Genomic DNA, 16788 nt, shown 5'->3' on the forward strand with positions numbered 1-16788 from the left:
CAATTATACGGACTTTATCTGAAGTAAGTACTTTTTCTCTCAGTCTTTAGTCCAAAATCTTATTTATCTATGGCACTTTATAATTTTAATGTGCTATTATTATAAAATGAAAATGAATAAACTATAATCCATATTATGAAAGTAGGTTAATTATGATATTGCTTGAATTGATAAAAGGAATCATTCTAGGAATTGTCGAAGGATTAACTGAGTTTGCACCTGTATCTTCTACTGGACATATGATTCTTGTAGATGATATGTGGTTAAAATCAACTCAATTTTTAGGTTCAGAATCTGCGTTTACCTTTAAAATTGTAATTCAACTCGGTTCTGTATTCGCAGGTGCCTGGGTATTCCGTGAACGTTATTTTGAAATGTTACATATAGGGAAATATAGATCTGAACCTATCGATGGCATCGGTCAAAAACCTAAACGCTTAAACTTACTACATATTATCGTTGGTATGATTCCAGCAGGTATACTTGGTTTAATGTTTGATGATGTTATTGAAAAATATTTATTTAGTGTCCCAACAGTCATGATTGGATTATTTATCGGTGCAATATATATGATTATTGCAGATATATACAGTAAAAAAGTTACGAATCCACAAACTGTAGACCAAATTAATTATTTCCAAGCTTTTGTAATTGGTTTATCCCAAGCTATCGCTATGTGGCCTGGTTTCAGTAGATCTGGTTCTACAATTTCTACAGGTGTGCTCATGAAAATGAACCATAAATCTGCTTCTGATTTCACATTTATTATGGCAGTTCCTGTAATGTTAGCAGCAAGTGGTTTATCTCTAGTCAAAAACTTTGAATATATTCATTTAAATCACATCGGTTTTTACTTCCTAGGGTTTATCACAGCATTTATCGTTGGTTTAATTGCCATTAAAACATTCTTATTCTTAATTAGTAAAATAAAATTGATTCCATTTGCTATTTATAGAATTATATTAGTCATTATTATTGCAATCCTTTACTTTGGTTTTGGTATAGGTCAAGGAATCAGTGGACAATAAAACAGTTAGAGGCTGAGACAAGTAATTTGTCCAGCCTCTTCTTAAATTTCATGTCTAAAATTGCAGAAATAATTTCCATGAAAGTACGTGTATTTACCGTTTATTATGATGTATTATGGGGTAATAAGTAGATAGTATAAAATTATTGGAGGCAACGAGTATGGACAAAAAGCAATTAATTAAAACAATCATCACAGTAGCGCCTGTGTTTTTAGTACCGTTAATCGTTGAACGTAAACGTATTAAAGATCATCCAGATGTTAAAAAAGCTAGTGATGCAACTGCTAAAGCTTCAAAAACCGTAGCAAACAAATCTGTTCAAATTAAAGATACAGTAGTAGATAAATCTGCAAATGCAAAAGATTATGTTATTGATAAAAAACATAATATGGATCAAAAACGTGAATTAAAACGTATTGCTAAAGAACATGATCCTGCTTACATTGAGAAAAAAGGCGAAAAACTTGAAAAAGAGAATCGTAAAGAAGCAGACAAAATGAAGAAGAAATTACAAAAAAATATTGATAAACGCCACAATGAAGAAGAAAAAAAACGTCAAGATAATGAAAAACAACGCATTCAATCTATGAAAAAATCTAATAAACATATGGAAAAAGTTGGCATGACACCAGGAAAATTAGACAAAGAGACAGAACAAAAAGGCGAAAAGCTAGAAAAAGAAAACCGCAAAGAAATAAATAAATTCAATAAAAAATTACAAAAAAATATTGATAAACGTCATAAAGAAGAAGACAAAGCTCGCGAAAAAAATAAAAAAGACCGTTTAGCGGAGTTCAAAAAATACAAAAATTATGTTGCTAAAAGCATTGTAAAGCAAAACAATGAAGAAAAAGGTAAATAATTATTATGACTCAAGTCATCATTGATGGAGATGCTTGTCCTGTTACCAATTCTGTTGTTGAATTGACAAAAGGGACAAGCATCTTTGCTACCATTGTCCGAAGCTTTAGTCATTTTTCTTCAAAAATGCAACCTGATCACGTCAATGTCATTTATGTTGATGATGGCCCGGATGCAGTCGACTATAAAATTGTTAAAATCACGCGATCAGAAGATATTGTAATAACACAGGATTATGGACTTGCAAGTTTATTATTAAACAAAGCTAAAGTTGTGATGCACCATAAAGGATTTATATTTGATCAAAATAATATCAACACTTTGTTAGAACAACGACATGCGAGTGCACAATTTCGAAAAAGTGGCGGGCGCACTAAAGGCCCATCTTCTTTTACAACAGATGACATTGCGATATTTGAACAAAAATTTTTGTCTATAATTAATGATGTGTCATTATTTACGGAGGAATAAAGTATGAAAAAAATTGCTGTTTATTGCGGTGCTAGTAAAGGTAAAGATGAATCTTACATGAAACAAGCTTACCAATTAGGCACTTATATGGCTAAACATAACTATGAATTAGTATTTGGTGCTGGTTCTGTTGGAATTATGGGAGCTATTCAAGATGGCGTATTAGATCACGGAGGTAGTGCTATTGGCGTGATGCCAAATATGTTAAATGAACGAGAAATTACTAGTACGAGACTAAGCGAACTCATTTTAGTTGATTCTATGCATGAAAGAAAAAACAAAATGGCAGAATTGGCAGATGCGTTTGTCATGGCTCCAGGAGGCGCTGGTTCTTTAGAAGAATTCTTTGAAATGTATAGTTGGTCGCAAATCGGTATTCATGAAAAACCAATCGCTATCTATAATATCAACGGCTTTTTTGAGCCTTTGCAAACATTGATTGACCATATGATTCATGAAGGCTTTATCGATAAAAAATATCAATCGCTGGCACCGCTATGTAACAATCCTGAAGCACTGTTCGAAGCGATTCATAACTATGAACCATTAGGTATTAGAAGTTACGACTAAATTTTAAAAGCAGAGATATGTGTGCACTACAAATGCCACTACCTCTGCTTTTCTTATGCTTAAACTAGTATTGCCAGTAATTGTTTTAATATTATTAATGCAACAATCACAATAATTATTGCTGAAAATTTATTTAATATTAAAATATATTTGCCTCTTTTATCAATATTACCTACGACTTTACCTGCAATTGCCAAAAATATAAACCAGATCCAAGAAACAGCAATTGTCGTCATCGTAAAAACCATTTTATCCACGCCTTCATATATTGCTGCATTCGTTCCTATAACACCAATAGTATCCATAATTGCATGAGGATTTAATAATGAGACTGACATGGCAAATCCAATTTGCTTTCGCGCGGACATTGATTGATAACGTTCAAGCGTTTGTGGTTTTTCATGCCATAATGACCAAGCCATGTAACTAAGAAAGATAAAGCCGACACAATAAATTACGATTTGTAACATCGGTAGTGATAGTAATAAGACTGACACCCCTAATACAGCTAATACTATTAATAATGTATCACATAACCCTGCAGCTATAATTACTGGTATAGTCTTAATTAATTGTTTTTGGTTTGCTCCTTGGTTAAATACAAATACATTTTGTGCGCCTAAAGGTAAGATTAAACCCAAAGCTAAAAACAAACCATGAATCATTGGTTGCAACATATTATCTCCTCTTTTTTCAAAACTAAATTATCATTAAACCGTACCAGTTTTCACTCAAACTTAACTAACGCAAAAATATAATATTCATAATAAATAAGAATTATTTATCATTATGTATTTATTGACGCATGATACGTGTGCAGTCAATAAATGAATGAATCCTATACACTAACCATAAGCATTAAATATTCAAATATGAGTTACGACCATTTTTCTATATATAATCATGATACAATATATTTAATTGATTTTTACCAACCAGTTATAATTTTAAAAACCCACCAATTACTTAAAGGAGATTTAGCATGTTCATGCCAAAATATAAAGCAATTATTGATGATATACTTTCGAAGATTAAAAATGGTGATTTAGAAGCAGGTATGAAATTACCTTCTCAGAGAAATTTGGCAGCTCAATATCGCGTCAATCGTTCAACTGTTATTCAGTCCTTAGAAATACTACAAAGTTATGGAATTTTAGAAAGCAAAGCACGTAAAGGGTTTTACGTTTCAAAAAGTAATTGGAATACTTATATTAATCAAAATATGAATTGGCATGACTACATTAAAAATAGCGCTTCTAAAAATAATCAATACTTTATACAACGAATTAACGAATTAGAATTCGATGCGCATATCTTACGTTTAAGTACTGGTGAACTCAGTCCACAATTAATCCCAAACAAGCAATTTCAAGATATTTTTTCAAAACAAACGACTACTGCGCTTAAAACTAATTATGAACACCCCTTAGGTAATTTAAATTTAAGAAAAGCAATTGTAAATCATGTTAAAAAATTGGGGATTGAATGTGATGAAGCAAACATTTGCGTCACTTCAGGTGCATTGCAAGGATTAAAACTCATCGCTGATGGTTTACTGATTCCAAATTCAAAGATAATTATAGAAACGCCCTCATATATAAATTCTGTGCATACATGGCATAACATTCGAGCAGATCTTAGGTTTTTGACAATATCTAAAATCAAACAACAAATTAACACTATTTTCAATGCTAAAACACTATATAAAAATAGCATTTTTTATTGTATACCGACTTTACATAACCCTACACAACACGCATATACGCAAACAGAAAAATATAAATTAATTCAACAATGCCAACAAACAGGAATCCCTATAGTAGAAGATGACGTTTATGGCGACTTGTGGTTCGAAGGAGATCGTCCTCAACCTTTAAAGTCATTAGAAGAGAATGATAATATCCTATATATTAGTAGTTTATCTAAAACGGTAAGCCCTGGTTTAAGGGTAGGATGGATTATAGGTAAACCATCAGTTGTTATGCACTTAGCGGATTTGAAAATGCAAAATGATTATGGTGCCAGTTCATTATCACAATTTATCGCAACTGAATGGCTAAATAACTCTTTTTACCATGAGCAACATTTAAATTATTTAAAACAAGCACTTATAGAGAGACGTGATAAATTTTTAGCATCTTTAAATCAACATTTTCAAGATTTAGGTACTTGGTCCATACCTAAAGGTTCTTATTATATTTGGTTCAAATTAAATGTACCAATAAACATGAAAGTACTGTTCGATTTAGCGATACAAAATCAAATTTTAATTAATCCAGGCGAAATTTATGATAAAAACGCACAATATCATATAAGATTTTCTTATTCCTATATAAACATTGAAGATATAGAATTCGCATTACAAAAATTAAGCCAACTTATTAAAAAACTAACATCAAGCAAAACACTTTAAAACACAGTCACCATACCGCTTTTATGTCATGCTGACGCCTAGGGAAATGATATGAATGAGAGACTAATGGCTTGAATCACATTCCCAGGCAGGCATGGACGATACAAAATCATAGTAAACAAAAAGACTAATCCATATATTAAAAATTGGATTAGTCTTCTTCATAAGAATAGGATTTATACCCCATTACTTATTTACAATTTTATTTTGCTTGTTTTGTTAAATTTTTATAATATCTAACATGTCTTTTAAGTGGATGATACTTACTTAATTCTGGATATTCAAAGAAATCATATAATTTCATACCTATTTTTTCCATAACCTTACGTGAAGGTTCATTATTTTCTGAAGTAAATGCATAGACCTCGTTAATCCCCAGCTGTTTTGCATATTCGAGTACCGCTTCTGCACCTTCAGTAGCGAAACCATTCCCCCACACTTCGGGGATCAAACGCCAACCGATTTCATAGAATGGTAGCTCATCAAACGTATACTTGCTGGCTTTAGGTACATAGTTCAATCCGATAAAACCAAGCCATCCATTTGTTTCTTTTAATTCAACAGCAAAAAGGCCTATATCATGATTGATAATAATATCATTCATCTTTTTCATATCATGTTCTGAACGTCGAAAACTTAATAAACTTGGAAAATATCTACGGACTTGGTGATTCGCGTTCATCTGCTGAAATGGAAGTAAATCTTCTGCTTGCCAGTCCCGTAACCTTAAACGCTCAGTTTCTATGTAAACTGTCATACTGTTACACCTCTAAACTGGAAATTAAATTTCTATAGAAAATAACGCGTTATGATTATTCTCATACCGCGCTATCACATGGATTAAACATTGCTTATGCTCTTGAAATATAGCTAATCAATTCAACGTTTACAGCTACTTCTTTCAACCGACCACGTTCACTTTTGGGCGCCGTAAATGTTGCATCTATGAAATCATTTTTATGATTTAATTTGTAAGTAGCTACAAATGTATCTGTATCAGATTCAAAATTGGGTAAATGTGCAATAACACGTTTAATTTCACCAGTCGAATCTTTGATTTCTCTACCAGTAATACTTTCAATTTCTCTACCTAATTCTGGGAGCGTAATTGAACGCCCTTCTAATAATACAAAATCTTTTTCATGCATCGTTATTCCCTCTTTCTCCTAATGAAAAATGATTATTTATAAACTGCGGATAATAAATGATTCATTATAAAGTCACACTTAATATAAAGTAATACTAAGCAACTGACTCATAATTTCAAATCTATTTTTTAGAAACTTTTTATATTCATTACGTTAATGATACCCATTATAACAATTTGTAAAACGATAGTACAATAATTTCCTGGGAAATATTGCATGAAATCCATTTGTAACGCAATTAGTATAGAAGCCTATGTTTCAGCATTAACATCTTTTTCCAAATTCTTCGACTTATCTTTCAGTTTATCTTTCTCTTTTTCTAAGTCTTCTTTTTGTTTTTTCAAATCTTTATTTTGTTTTTCCAATTTATCAATATCTTTCTCTAACGTTGCTTTTTCATCATTTTTCCCACATGCAGTCAATAAGACAGTGGATGCTAGTATGAGTGCTAAACATTTCTTCATGTAAGAACTCCTTTTGTTAATTTCATAATAATAATATAATTTTATCATTATTTTTACTCATCTTCATTATTTATTCTTAATCTTTTATTCATAGTCACCGTACTTATATAATATCCAAGTTTAAAATTCAAATCTTTCATGGCATGGTTGTGATTGACTACCGTGCTCTCAATTTCTGAAGCACCCCTCCTATATGCCCATATTTCAACCTCTTTTTTTAATGCTTTCGCGATACCTTGATTTCGATTGTCTTCCGAAACATACATCATTTCAATAATAACCTTTTGATATTGCTTTATATATCTTGCCCAAATAAAAGCAATCATTTGTTGTTCTTGTATTTCGGTAATCACAACATCAGTATTGGCTAATAATCCATTTTCAATCATTTCTTTGCGTAATGCAACAGAAATAGTAGTGTTTTGATAATGCTCATACTGTTGGTTAAGTTGTTGTTCATGAATTTCCGCAATTTCATTTAAATATTGTTGATGTGATTGTTTTAAATACTCCATTATTACTCCTTTGAAAGTGTTATTGATTTATAATACTATTTTCGTCATAATTAGCATTATAAATATATTTTATACATAAGAAGGAATGCCAAATGCCAATGAAATCTACTGATAAATTAATGCGTGAAAACAATGTGAAAGCATTACGCTTAAATAATACAGACAGAGATACGTTTGAAAACTACATGACTTATGTCAGAGCTGATTTGAGTGTCAACCCACATGATTCTGAAAAAATGTTAAACCGTGTTTTAAATCAGTTATTAGAAGCTGAAAAGGATGGCACATTAGCAATGGAATTCTTTGATCACGATCCTAAAGCCCATGCCAAAAGAGAACTTAGACGTTTACCAAATGAAACAATAAGAAACATTTTCAAATACATTATGCGTCATATTATGCTTTTTGTGGGTATTTTTTGTTTTCTCAAAGGGTTTGCTGGATTTTTTATTGGTGCAAAACGACTATATTTATATACTTTCCCGCTTACTTTAATCGTAGGTATTGCTATCATATTTTTCTTTATTTGGATGTTATTTAAAACTGTACAAATACGTTGTTTTAATACATCACACTTATCTTGGTTATTAACATATCTCGTTTTACTTTTATCTGTATGTGGAATATTTTATGTCTTTTTCATTCCACAGATGTTTTTAACTGTAGGCCCTTATTTATTAATTAGCAATTGGACTTTTATTATCATTTCATTTATATTCATTCCAATCGCATTATATATCGATCATCATTTTACTAATAAAAACACCAATGCTTCATTATAAATACTATTAAAAAACACGTTAGCACAAGCTTCTAAAATTCGAGAAGTGGCTGACGTGTTTTTAGTTTATGTTTCACCTATGTTGTTATATTTTCTTTCTTTTCTATTGCAATATTGATAAATAAGAAAATAAGACCAATCACTGTTAGAATCGGCGCAATTAAACTTAACGATGCAACTGGTAAATTTGTTACCACGACACCTCCGATAAATGCACCCAAAGCATTACCTAAATTAAATGCTGATTGGTTAAGTGTACTCGCAAGTGTTGGTGCATCTTGTGAAATTAACGTACTTTTATATTGTAGTGACGGACTCATACTGAAACCGATGAGACCGAAAAAGAAAATACCTGCTACCATTAATAATCCATTCATTTGCACAAAGTATAATAAAATGAAATATAAAATAAATACACTAAATATTATTTTTAATGCCTTATTTAAATTCCAATCTGCAAGCTTTCCACCTACAACATTACCTAATGTGACTCCAATACCAAATATAATCAATAAATATGAGATTAAATTTTCTTGTACATGTGACACATCAATGAGCACTGTTGATATATAAGTAAAGTAAGCAAATACACTACTAAATCCGAATAATGTAACAGCTAAGGTTAACCATAAACGTTTTTCTTTTAAAATTTTCAGTTCATTTAATACAGATGATTTAACTGTTTCTTTTTTCATCGGTACAAATATGATAATACCTATTAATGCTAAAGCTCCGATGACTGATATAATAATAAATGTCATTGGCCAACCAAAGTTTTGTCCGATTAAAGTTCCAAACGGCACGCCTAAAATATTACTCATGCTTAAGCCCATAAACATTAATGCCATCGCACTCGCACGCTTTTCTGGCTTAACCATACTCGCTGCTAATATTGAACCTATACCAAAAAATGAACCGTGAGCTAATGAAGTAATAATTCGACTCGTCATCATAAAGCCATAATTTGGGCTAAATGAGGCTGCAATATTTCCTACAATAAATATCGCCATTAATGCCAACAATAAATATTTTCTATTCCATTTAATTGTTAACATCACAATGATAGGCCCACCGATAGCTACACCTAAAGCATAACCTGTAATCAGTTGCCCTGCTTGGCTTACACTGACATCAAAATCCCTAGCGATGTTTGGCAATAATCCCATAATTACAAACTCTGTCATTCCGATTGCAAAAGCACCGATTGCAAGCATCCATATAGCAATTGGATATTTCATTTAAGACTCCCTTCCTTTTCCACTTTTTAACACATGTGAGTGATTATACTAAAGTAGTAATTACGAAAACAAGAAGATTGCTTAAATTTCACTTTATTTATGCTATAAGTGCGCTCACCATGATTGTACACCGTTTGTAATATCTTTCATCACATTGATTAATTGATTAATAATGCATCTATGAAAAACCAAACAACCATAATAATCATTATTATCGCTTGAGCGATGGAACTTGCTAAAAACGCTATTACTGAGCCAAAACTTGCCTTTAAAGCTTTAGAAAAATGCGGCTCTTGTATAAATTCAACTACTAACACAGCTATAAATGGAATAATAATTATTCCAAATGGTGGAAAGACAAAACAGCCTACAATAACACCAATCAACGCTGCATACTCACTTAATTTTGATCCGCCGAACTTGCTGACAAAATATTTATTCATAATGAAATCTGCAATAATGATAAATATTGTGAACAATGCCATCGATACATAAAATATCCAAGACAGATGATGATTGTCAAAGCCGAATTGATAAATTAAGAAACCAATCCATAATACAAGTACTGACGGTATGATTGGCTTTATTAAACCAATAAACGCTAAAATAAATGATGCTATAATGCATAACCATAAAATCAATGTCATTTCTATCTACTCCATACTTTCTTCTGTAAATTTTTGTTCTTTTGTAAAATATATTAAAATCATACCTAAAAATATTGAACCTGCAGAAACAAAGAACACATTACCTAAGCCTACCCAGTGACTCATTATACCACCGAGAAGATTACCACATAATTGTCCGATAACCATCGCATTCGCAAATAATGTAGATGCATAACCAGGAAAATCAGGTAAAATATCTTGGAAATAACTAATCCCTAATCCAAGTAAAATAGCTAGAAAAATAGCTAGAAACACCTGTCCTATTATCATCATGATCAGACTATTAAATACGCCAATACTAAAATAAAATAATCCTCCGAATAATCCCCCAAGTATCAATAGCGTACGTGTCGACAATTTAGCAGATAAAATGCCTAATATGACCATGAAAGGTACTTCAAGTCCTGCACAAATACTAGCTAGCACACCTACTCGACTTTCTGGTTCTTTCAAAAAGTTCGTCACATACAATGGCATATTCAACGTGTACATCCATTGTCCTATATGTAATAAAATAAAAGCTAAAAAGGGTACAAATAAGACCTTGTCACGCAACATATTAGGTGCCGCCGCTTCAACATGTGTACTATCTGCTACTGTATGCTTTGTTTGAATATCTTTAAAGAAAAAAACTTGTAATAATAGTGTGAATAATATGATTGTTATCGTTCCGCCAAATAAACCCGCATATCCTTTAAAACTGAGTAACAATGCACCAATAAGTGGACCGAACAAGAAACCGAATGAAAACATTGAACGTAATACAGCGTTAGCAAATTTCGCTCTGTCCTTTGATGTAGAAGTATTGATTGATTCTCTTGCTGACGCATACATTTGAGGCATGGCTGGGGCAAAACAACCTTGGAAAATGGCATACATTACTATAAAAACCCAGATTTCATGAATGTAAAAATAAATTGAAAAGCTGACTGCCCCCATAAAAAGTGCAGTAATAATAATTGTCTTTCTGTTGATACTATGTGTATCAGAAAAGCGTGCTACAATTGTATTCATTGTAAATTGGCTAATTGCAGCTAATGCTAATAGCAACCCATATTGGCTAGAAGTCATACCTAAATCATTTGTAGCAAATAATACCAGATACGGTACAGTAATGGCGATGCCCATACCTAACATCATCATATTAACGACAAATAATTTGTAATTTTTTATATGTAACAATTCACTAAACATTTAGCGTCCTCTATTCCTATTAAATTCATATAACTCTTCATAAAGTTATATTTATCAATGAACCAAAATATTCAATTATCTAAAATTGTTATTCCACGTATTCCATTATTAAATTAATAAATGAATCAACTTGCGGCAACTGTAACATGCTTGGATCATAGCTCAAATAAGTAGAACGAATCAGCGGTTTATCGTCTATATCTACGCGTTGAAACGCAAACTGTTCCCTATCTAAGTGTTTCATCATGATTTCCGGCAATATGGTCACGCCAACGCCATTTAATAACATTTCTTTACATGTCGCAACTTGATCAACCGTAATCATCGCATGATAATCTTGACCAATTTGGCTGCCATACCATTCTTTAATTTGATTAATGTATATAGGATCAGCCTGAAATTCGATAAACGGCATCTTTTCTACTTCATCATTACGATTTTTAGGATGTATAAAATAATGTTCGTCATTAAATAAATGCGTGTTGCTTAAATTCATCATTTTATTCCCACGAATAATCATCACATGGTAATCTCTATGATTAGCTTTAATTTGTTCACTCGACCCTACTTGAACTTGGATTTCTACATTTGGAAATTGTCGTGTATACAAATTCAATACTACCGGCAACAACGTTTGCCCTATTAAGGATGAACAACCAATAGAAATCGTACCATTTACTTCACCGATATGTGCTTGCATCTTATCTAAAAACAGACGCTCTCTATTCAACATATCACGTGCATGTTCAATAATCATCATGCCTTCAGTCGTCGTTATTAATTGTTTTTTTGTACGAATGAATATGTCGACGCCAAATGCATTTTCTATCGCTTTTAATCGTTGTGTTACTGCTGGTTGAGAGATGTATAAAATTTCCGCTGCTTTTCTGAGCGTTTTCGTCTCATCTAATGTAGTTAACAAGCGATAATCGTCAATCTTCATAATTATCCCCCTATTTTTTACAAATACTAAATATCTTTATTTATGGTGGCCTTACTTTTATTTACTTTGCGCTAATGAATTACTTTTAATACTCTTCAATTCTCGCAGTGTTTACTATAACATGGTTAACGCTTGACTAATATAGGGAATTTTTTATAACAATTTCAAGATTATTGAGATGCATTAGAATCTTTTATCTTACTTTGATGTGATTTGCTATTATCTTGATTAGAATGATTATGATGCTTATTGTAATTTTTTATTGGCTTATGTTTAGCCTCATTGTACACAACGTTTTTATGCTTTTTGCCTTTAAATTTATGTTTATTAAAAGAGGATTGCTTTTGAGATTTCGACTTTTGTTTTATTTTATGGAAACAATACATAATTTTATTCTGCATAGTTGTAAAATCTGTATCAATTTTAATCATTAACTGATGCGCGATAATATAAGCTTCGTGATATTGCTTCTTGGTTATTTGGCCTTGGTTTAACGAGCGTAACAAATCGTCTTCATCAACAAGTTCGTATTCTCCATTAGGTAATGCTAATACGTCCAAGCATAAATCAATCGTACGTGCATTTCCTTTTTGCGTAACGTTTTTAATATTTATGTCAAAGTAATATTCTAATGGATTGCCATTGTCGTCTAACATCACTGTGATACTATAACGTTTTTTTTCAGGTAATATTTGTAACCACTGATAGTTATCATCAGCCACAACAATATTTTGTCCTACGACCGATACTTCTAGAGGTTCACGTACCTTTTTCATCGTTACTAACCCAATAATACCTTTAAATTTGTTATTATTCACTTTGACTTCCGTATATTCTCGGTCAATGATGCGACGCCAGTGACGTTTATCAATATATTTTACTTTCACTGCCACCAACTCCTTGTCATTATTATATAAAACTGAACCTTACATGTCATCTTATGTTTGTTACATTTAAATTTTTAATTAATAGCGAGTAGATAATTATGTTTATTGTACTATATTTCATAGTGTAAAAGCGAAATTGACAATTGTTGAGAAGTTTGTTAAATTTTTAATATATTTTTCAGAAAATTCTTTAAAAAGGGAGATAGCCATATGTCAACGTCACAAAGACCATTTAGAGCAGATCACGTAGGAAGTTTACTACGTCCACAACGTTTAAAAGATGCACGTAAAGATTATCAAAATAACGTTATTAATGCTCAAACATTAAAAAATATAGAAGATGAGGAAATTGAACGCATCATAGATAAACAACTAGAAATTGGCTTACATAGTATTACTGATGGTGAATTCCGCAGAAGTTGGTGGCATTTTGATTTCTTAGAAAACTTAGATGGTGTTGAAGGTTACACATCAGAGCGTGGTTTAACATTTGAAGGTGTAGAAACTAGAAATCACAACGTCAAGGTGGTTGATAAAGTTACATTTAACCCAAATCATCCCCATTTTGAACACTTTAAATTTTTATATGAAAAGGTAAATGGCCGTGCAACGGCAAAAGTTTCTATTCCAAGTCCAAATCAATTGTTCCATCCTAATATTTTAAACGAAGACATTTATCCTGATATCAATGATTTTGCGCATGATGTAGCAAAAGCTTATCACGATAGTTTACTAAAATTCTATGATCTCGGTGCACGTTATATACAACTAGATGATGTGTATTGGGCAAATTTAACATCAGGAACACAAAATACACGTGGGCGTGATAGAAGTGAATCTGAAAAAGAAGTTGCACGTCAACTCGCTTATAAAGTTATCAATGAAGCAATCAGTGGTTTACCAGAAGATTTATTGATCACAACACATATTTGTCGTGGAAATTATCAATCTACGTGGGCTATTTCTGGTGGTTATGAACCAATCGCTCCATATCTATTTAAAGAACAATTAGATGGTTTCTTCTTAGAATATGATGATAATCGCTCAGGTGATTTCGAACCTTTAAGATTTTTCCCAGAAGATCGTTCATTTGCAGTGTTGGGATTATTCACATCAAAAAATGGTGAATTAGAAGATAAAACCACTATTTTAAAACGTATAAAAGAAGCACAAAACTATATAGATTTAGAACAAATTTGTCTAAGTCCACAATGTGGCTTTGCTTCTACTGAAGAAGGCAATAAATTAACTGAAGAAGAACAGTGGAAAAAGCTAGCTTATATTGTTGAAATTGCTAATGAAGTTTTTGGTACATCAAAATAATATTTAAAAAACTCGTATTACTTTCACAACTGTTTTAACGAGAAAGTAATACGAGTTTTCCTTTATATTTAACTATTAATGTCGATTATTGATAAAGCGTAACGATCATTAATGTGTTTTAAGGCTGGATATGTTTCGTTTAGCCACTCTTTACTCAATAACTTAAAATGTTTAAATTCAAATGCTGGATGACACATGCAACCAACAAGCGCATAACCAGCACAGCCTTCAATAGACGATGCAAAAATTGTGCCCTTTGGAACAACATGTTGCAATACATCACCACTTTCGATGTTGGGGCCAACTGTTACTTTTTGATAATTGCCATCAGGGTATATCATGTGAACAGTCAAAGAATCTCCTGCATGATAATACCAGATTTCATCAGCATCTATTCGATGAAAATGTGATATATTATCGTGCGTTAAAAGAAAGTATATGCTCGAATAAGCCGATCTTTGATTTGAGCTAGTCGGTACCGCTTTGATAGTCTCTTTATAATAGCCACCTTCTGGATGCGGATGTAATTGTAATTGGTCAATCCATTTTTGTACTTCTTGATTTTTATTCATGCTATTTCAAATCCACGTTATGGAATACATTCTGAACATCTTCTAATTCTTCTAATGCATCAATTAATTGTTCAAATGTTTCCTGATCTTCTGCTGATAACTCAATATCTGACTGTGGTAACATTTCAAATTCCGCTACTTTAAATGTTTCAACACCTGATGCACGTAATGCATCTTGCACTTGGGCAAATTGATCAGGCTCAGCATATACAATGGTTAAACCATCTTCATCAATGACATCTTTAACATCTATCTCTTGTTCCATTAAGCTTTCCAAGACATCATCCGCTGACTTGTCTTCAACACCAAATACTGCAGTGTGTTCAAACATATAAGCAACAGATCCAGAAACTCCCATATTACCTCCTTTTTTACCAAATGCAGCACGAACATCAGATGCAGTTCTATTTACATTATCAGTAAGCGCATCTACGATTATCATAGAGCCATTCGGGCCAAACCCTTCATATCGCAACTCATCATAATTTTCTTCTCCGCCACCTTTAGCTTTTTCAATAGCTCTATCTATAATATGGTTTGGTACAGAATATGTTTTTGCTCTTTCTAGAGTTAACCTTAATGCTTGGTTTGATACTGGATCGGGCTCACCAGATTTAGCCGCTACATAAATTTCTTTACCAAATTTAGCATAAATTCTACTCGTATTCTTATCTTTTTGGGCCTTTTTCTCTTTAATATTATTCCACTTACGTCCCATAATGTCATCTCACTTTCTAATTAAATGCGTATGTCAGTACATCATATTATACAATATTTTTATTATATCACATAGACTAACCTACTACTTTGCTTGTATTTTTTATTACGTCTCTCGAAATATCTATACCTTTTGGCAACTTATTAGTTTGTATCAAACATTGATTGTTTGTCACATAGAGTATCATCCATATAGAATGAATTAGCCCCTTTTAACGTTATACATCGGTAATTTTAAGATATGAAAACCGCTTCTTTGAGTACTTAAATACATATTAAAAGTGATTTTGAAACATATAAAGAACCACTTCCCAACTTGTTGGGTTAGTGGTTCTTATGCATGAGCTAAAGCTCAGGTAATCCTTATTAGAAGAGACGACGAAATCCATTTAATAAAATTAAATTTCTGTCCTACTTTCGTCACGAAGTACCATTATACTATTTAATATTTGTAACTGATTAAAGCTTTATTGTCATTATGTAAACATAAATTTTTAATATTTTAGTCTACCTGTGTTTCAATTTCATCTAACAAAGTGTGATACTTCCTATCATTTTCTTCAGTCATCGATAAATAAACTTTTCTCTCATCTTTTGTCGAACGTAATTTGCTTACACGATCTTGGTTAATTAATCGTCGAATTGATGCCAACACTTTTGTTCGACTCAAATCGAGTTCAGTCGTCGCAATTTTTAAAAATGGCTGCATCAGCATGTTTTGCTGTTGACAATTTTGTTGTATTATTTCCAAAATAGCAATGTCATTCATTGTTAGCTTATATTTATTTTCTACATAAGACATTACTTTATTATATTTTTTATAAATTTTTAATAACTGCGCCTTTTTTTCATCATTCATTGTTGCTACACCTCCAAATGCTAGTAAGCAATACAATTTCATTATCTCTAAAAAAAGTAACTCTGTCTTTATCATTTATTTTTATAGCTTTGTCATTATTACGAACAGCAGTAAATTGAATATCACAAAACATGTT

Annotated in this window: 20 protein-coding genes; 7 read left to right on the top strand and 13 right to left on the bottom strand. The window is 31.8% G+C overall.

Annotated features, from left to right (window positions below):
- Positions 1 to 152 precede the first annotated feature (152 nt).
- The 4 genes from KA883_RS09630 (at position 153) to KA883_RS09645 (ending at position 2930) form a co-directional block, all read left to right on the top strand.
- Positions 153 to 1028: an undecaprenyl-diphosphate phosphatase gene (locus KA883_RS09630; protein ID WP_046207361.1), complete on the top strand. Its 876-nt coding sequence runs from the start codon at positions 153 to 155 to the stop codon at positions 1026 to 1028.
- Positions 1029 to 1188: 160 nt separating this feature from the next.
- The gene (locus tag KA883_RS09635; protein WP_046207360.1) at positions 1189 to 1890 is read left to right on the top strand and encodes a hypothetical protein; all 702 of its coding nucleotides are present in this window, start codon (positions 1189 to 1191) and stop codon (positions 1888 to 1890) included.
- A 5-nt stretch (positions 1891 to 1895) separates the two neighbouring features.
- The gene (locus tag KA883_RS09640) at positions 1896 to 2360 is read left to right on the top strand and encodes a YaiI/YqxD family protein (protein WP_046207359.1); all 465 of its coding nucleotides are present in this window, start codon (positions 1896 to 1898) and stop codon (positions 2358 to 2360) included.
- Positions 2361 to 2363: 3 nt separating this feature from the next.
- The gene (locus KA883_RS09645; RefSeq protein ID WP_046207358.1) at positions 2364 to 2930 is read left to right on the top strand and encodes an LOG family protein; all 567 of its coding nucleotides are present in this window, start codon (positions 2364 to 2366) and stop codon (positions 2928 to 2930) included.
- Between the two features lie 59 nt (positions 2931 to 2989).
- Here the strand turns inward: KA883_RS09645 and KA883_RS09650 are convergent, their stop codons facing one another.
- On the bottom strand, positions 2990 to 3607 hold the full coding sequence (locus tag KA883_RS09650; RefSeq protein ID WP_046207357.1) for a LysE/ArgO family amino acid transporter: 618 nt from the start codon (positions 3605 to 3607) through the stop codon (positions 2990 to 2992).
- A gap of 305 nt (positions 3608 to 3912) precedes the next feature.
- On the opposite strand from KA883_RS09650, the gene KA883_RS09655 reads away from it, so the two are divergent.
- A complete protein-coding gene (locus tag KA883_RS09655) occupies positions 3913 to 5343 on the top strand; it encodes an aminotransferase-like domain-containing protein (protein ID WP_046207356.1) in 1431 nt (476 codons plus the stop codon).
- A gap of 202 nt (positions 5344 to 5545) precedes the next feature.
- Here KA883_RS09655 and KA883_RS09660 read toward each other — a convergent pair whose 3' ends face one another.
- The 4 genes from KA883_RS09660 to KA883_RS09675 all read right to left on the bottom strand — a co-directional run bounded on the left by KA883_RS09660 (position 5546) and on the right by KA883_RS09675 (position 7470).
- Positions 5546 to 6100: a GNAT family N-acetyltransferase gene (locus tag KA883_RS09660; RefSeq protein WP_046207355.1), complete on the bottom strand. Its 555-nt coding sequence runs from the start codon at positions 6098 to 6100 to the stop codon at positions 5546 to 5548.
- A 94-nt stretch (positions 6101 to 6194) separates the two neighbouring features.
- The gene (locus KA883_RS09665; protein ID WP_046207354.1) at positions 6195 to 6491 is read right to left on the bottom strand and encodes a hypothetical protein; all 297 of its coding nucleotides are present in this window, start codon (positions 6489 to 6491) and stop codon (positions 6195 to 6197) included.
- A gap of 251 nt (positions 6492 to 6742) precedes the next feature.
- Entirely contained in the window at positions 6743 to 6955 is a 213-nt protein-coding gene (locus tag KA883_RS09670) for an SA0632 family lipoprotein (RefSeq protein ID WP_046207353.1), read from the bottom strand.
- Between the two features lie 53 nt (positions 6956 to 7008).
- Entirely contained in the window at positions 7009 to 7470 is a 462-nt protein-coding gene (locus tag KA883_RS09675; protein WP_046207352.1) for a GNAT family N-acetyltransferase, read from the bottom strand.
- A gap of 98 nt (positions 7471 to 7568) precedes the next feature.
- Here KA883_RS09675 and KA883_RS09680 point away from each other — a divergent pair, with 98 nt between their 5' ends.
- Complete coding sequence (locus KA883_RS09680) at positions 7569 to 8252, top strand: DUF1129 family protein (protein WP_046207554.1); 684 nt, start codon at positions 7569 to 7571, stop codon at positions 8250 to 8252.
- A 76-nt stretch (positions 8253 to 8328) separates the two neighbouring features.
- Here the strand turns inward: KA883_RS09680 and KA883_RS09685 are convergent, their stop codons facing one another.
- The 5 genes from KA883_RS09685 to KA883_RS09705 form a co-directional block, all read right to left on the bottom strand.
- Complete coding sequence (locus KA883_RS09685; protein WP_046207351.1) at positions 8329 to 9489, bottom strand: MFS transporter; 1161 nt, start codon at positions 9487 to 9489, stop codon at positions 8329 to 8331.
- A 158-nt stretch (positions 9490 to 9647) separates the two neighbouring features.
- Positions 9648 to 10136 (bottom strand): DUF456 domain-containing protein, encoded by a 489-nt coding sequence (locus KA883_RS09690; protein WP_046207350.1) that lies wholly within the window; start codon positions 10134 to 10136, stop codon positions 9648 to 9650.
- 6 nt (positions 10137 to 10142) lie between these two features.
- Positions 10143 to 11351, bottom strand: a complete 1209-nt coding sequence (locus KA883_RS09695) for a sugar efflux transporter (protein ID WP_046207349.1) — start codon at positions 11349 to 11351, stop codon at positions 10143 to 10145.
- Between the two features lie 88 nt (positions 11352 to 11439).
- Positions 11440 to 12294, bottom strand: coding sequence for a LysR family transcriptional regulator (locus KA883_RS09700; protein WP_046207348.1), 855 nt, complete (start codon positions 12292 to 12294; stop codon positions 11440 to 11442).
- Positions 12295 to 12464: 170 nt separating this feature from the next.
- Positions 12465 to 13181, bottom strand: coding sequence for a ribonuclease FAU-1 family protein (locus KA883_RS09705; protein WP_046207347.1), 717 nt, complete (start codon positions 13179 to 13181; stop codon positions 12465 to 12467).
- A 210-nt stretch (positions 13182 to 13391) separates the two neighbouring features.
- On the opposite strand from KA883_RS09705, the gene KA883_RS09710 reads away from it, so the two are divergent.
- Positions 13392 to 14504 carry a 5-methyltetrahydropteroyltriglutamate--homocysteine S-methyltransferase gene (locus KA883_RS09710; protein ID WP_064209556.1) on the top strand — a complete coding sequence of 371 codons (1113 nt, stop codon included), beginning with the start codon at positions 13392 to 13394 and terminating at the stop codon, positions 14502 to 14504.
- Positions 14505 to 14572: 68 nt separating this feature from the next.
- Here KA883_RS09710 and KA883_RS09715 read toward each other — a convergent pair whose 3' ends face one another.
- The 3 genes from KA883_RS09715 to KA883_RS09725 all read right to left on the bottom strand — a co-directional run bounded on the left by KA883_RS09715 (position 14573) and on the right by KA883_RS09725 (position 16652).
- A complete protein-coding gene (locus KA883_RS09715; protein WP_046207345.1) occupies positions 14573 to 15076 on the bottom strand; it encodes a cupin domain-containing protein in 504 nt (167 codons plus the stop codon).
- A 1-nt stretch (position 15077) separates the two neighbouring features.
- A complete protein-coding gene (locus tag KA883_RS09720; RefSeq protein ID WP_210139965.1) occupies positions 15078 to 15794 on the bottom strand; it encodes a YebC/PmpR family DNA-binding transcriptional regulator in 717 nt (238 codons plus the stop codon).
- Between the two features lie 501 nt (positions 15795 to 16295).
- Positions 16296 to 16652 (bottom strand): transcriptional regulator, SarA/Rot family, encoded by a 357-nt coding sequence (locus KA883_RS09725; protein WP_046207343.1) that lies wholly within the window; start codon positions 16650 to 16652, stop codon positions 16296 to 16298.
- Between the last annotated feature and the right edge of the window lie 136 nt (positions 16653 to 16788).

Source organism: Staphylococcus sp. GDY8P54P (assembly GCF_017892645.1).
Lineage (GTDB): Bacteria > Bacillota > Bacilli > Staphylococcales > Staphylococcaceae > Staphylococcus > Staphylococcus ureilyticus.

Excerpts from the sequence above, each read along its gene's own strand:
- KA883_RS09630 (WP_046207361.1), top strand. The coding sequence starts at position 153 with ATGATATTGCTTGAATTGATAAAAGGAATCATTCTAGGAATTGTCGAA.
- KA883_RS09635 (WP_046207360.1), top strand. The coding sequence starts at position 1,189 with ATGGACAAAAAGCAATTAATTAAAACAATCATCACAGTAGCGCCTGTG.
- KA883_RS09640 (WP_046207359.1), top strand. The coding sequence starts at position 1,896 with ATGACTCAAGTCATCATTGATGGAGATGCTTGTCCTGTTACCAATTCT.
- KA883_RS09645 (WP_046207358.1), top strand. The coding sequence starts at position 2,364 with ATGAAAAAAATTGCTGTTTATTGCGGTGCTAGTAAAGGTAAAGATGAA.
- KA883_RS09650 (WP_046207357.1), bottom strand. The coding sequence starts at position 3,607 with ATGTTGCAACCAATGATTCATGGTTTGTTTTTAGCTTTGGGTTTAATC.
- KA883_RS09655 (WP_046207356.1), top strand. The coding sequence starts at position 3,913 with ATGTTCATGCCAAAATATAAAGCAATTATTGATGATATACTTTCGAAG.
- KA883_RS09660 (WP_046207355.1), bottom strand. The coding sequence starts at position 6,100 with ATGACAGTTTACATAGAAACTGAGCGTTTAAGGTTACGGGACTGGCAA.
- KA883_RS09665 (WP_046207354.1), bottom strand. The coding sequence starts at position 6,491 with ATGCATGAAAAAGATTTTGTATTATTAGAAGGGCGTTCAATTACGCTC.
- KA883_RS09670 (WP_046207353.1), bottom strand. The coding sequence starts at position 6,955 with ATGAAGAAATGTTTAGCACTCATACTAGCATCCACTGTCTTATTGACT.
- KA883_RS09675 (WP_046207352.1), bottom strand. The coding sequence starts at position 7,470 with ATGGAGTATTTAAAACAATCACATCAACAATATTTAAATGAAATTGCG.
- KA883_RS09680 (WP_046207554.1), top strand. The coding sequence starts at position 7,569 with ATGAAATCTACTGATAAATTAATGCGTGAAAACAATGTGAAAGCATTA.
- KA883_RS09685 (WP_046207351.1), bottom strand. The coding sequence starts at position 9,489 with ATGAAATATCCAATTGCTATATGGATGCTTGCAATCGGTGCTTTTGCA.
- KA883_RS09690 (WP_046207350.1), bottom strand. The coding sequence starts at position 10,136 with ATGACATTGATTTTATGGTTATGCATTATAGCATCATTTATTTTAGCG.
- KA883_RS09695 (WP_046207349.1), bottom strand. The coding sequence starts at position 11,351 with ATGTTTAGTGAATTGTTACATATAAAAAATTACAAATTATTTGTCGTT.
- KA883_RS09700 (WP_046207348.1), bottom strand. The coding sequence starts at position 12,294 with ATGAAGATTGACGATTATCGCTTGTTAACTACATTAGATGAGACGAAA.
- KA883_RS09710 (WP_064209556.1), top strand. The coding sequence starts at position 13,392 with ATGTCAACGTCACAAAGACCATTTAGAGCAGATCACGTAGGAAGTTTA.
- KA883_RS09715 (WP_046207345.1), bottom strand. The coding sequence starts at position 15,076 with ATGAATAAAAATCAAGAAGTACAAAAATGGATTGACCAATTACAATTA.
- KA883_RS09720 (WP_210139965.1), bottom strand. The coding sequence starts at position 15,794 with ATGGGACGTAAGTGGAATAATATTAAAGAGAAAAAGGCCCAAAAAGAT.
- KA883_RS09725 (WP_046207343.1), bottom strand. The coding sequence starts at position 16,652 with ATGAATGATGAAAAAAAGGCGCAGTTATTAAAAATTTATAAAAAATAT.